The organism is Spirosoma arcticum (assembly GCF_054779955.1).
Genome location: NZ_BAAGXG010000063.1, coordinates 1 through 789, shown reverse-complemented (window position 1 = coordinate 789; position 789 = coordinate 1). Strand labels below are relative to the sequence as shown.

The 789-nt window shown below is 61.6% G+C and carries 1 protein-coding gene; it reads left to right on the top strand.

Annotated elements, in window-relative coordinates:
* Positions 1-14: 14 nt before the first annotated feature.
* On the top strand, positions 15-789 hold a 775-nt coding region (locus ACYVHB_RS32880), incomplete at its 3' end, for a hypothetical protein (RefSeq protein WP_461056330.1).

Genomic DNA, 789 nt, shown 5'->3' with positions numbered 1-789 from the left:
CGGGACTGCCGGGTGTGACTAACGTCTTGACGGGTCCCACCACGGTGACGGCCGGGCTCAACAGCCTGAGCTTAGTAACAACAAATCTCTTAGGCTGCTCGGCTGTCACACCGATCTCGGTGACGGGCGTGGCCCTGCCAAGCGTAGCGCCCATCAGCATCAGTCTGTGCGTAGGAGCGACGGTGGGCTTGCCAGCGCTGCTGACGGCGGTGCCATCCTTGAGCCTGCTGACGGGACTACCGGGTGTGACTAACGTCTTGACGGGTCCCACCACGGTGACGGCCGGGCTCAACAGCCTGAGCTTAGTAACAACAAATCTCTTAGGCTGCTCGGCTGTCACACCGATCTCGGTGACGGGTGTGGCCCTGCCAAGCGTAGCGCCCATCAGCATCAGTCTGTGCGTAGGAGCGACGGTAGGCTTGCCAGCGCTGCTAACGGCGGTGCCATCCTTGAGCCTGCTAACGGGACTGCCGGGTGTGACTAACGTCTTGACGGGTCCCACCACGGTGACGGCCGGGCTCAACAGCCTGAGCTTAGTAACAACAAATCTCTTAGGCTGCTCGGCTGTCACACCGATCTCGGTGACGGGTGTGGCCCTGCCAAGCGTAGCGCCCATCAGCATCAGTCTGTGCGTAGGAGCGACGGTAGGCTTGCCAGCGCTGCTAACGGCGGTGCCATCCTTGAGCCTGCTGACGGGACTGCCGGGTGTGACTAACGTCTTGACGGGTCCCACCACGGTGACGGCCGGGCTCAACAGCCTGAGCTTAGTAACAACAAATCTCTTAGGCT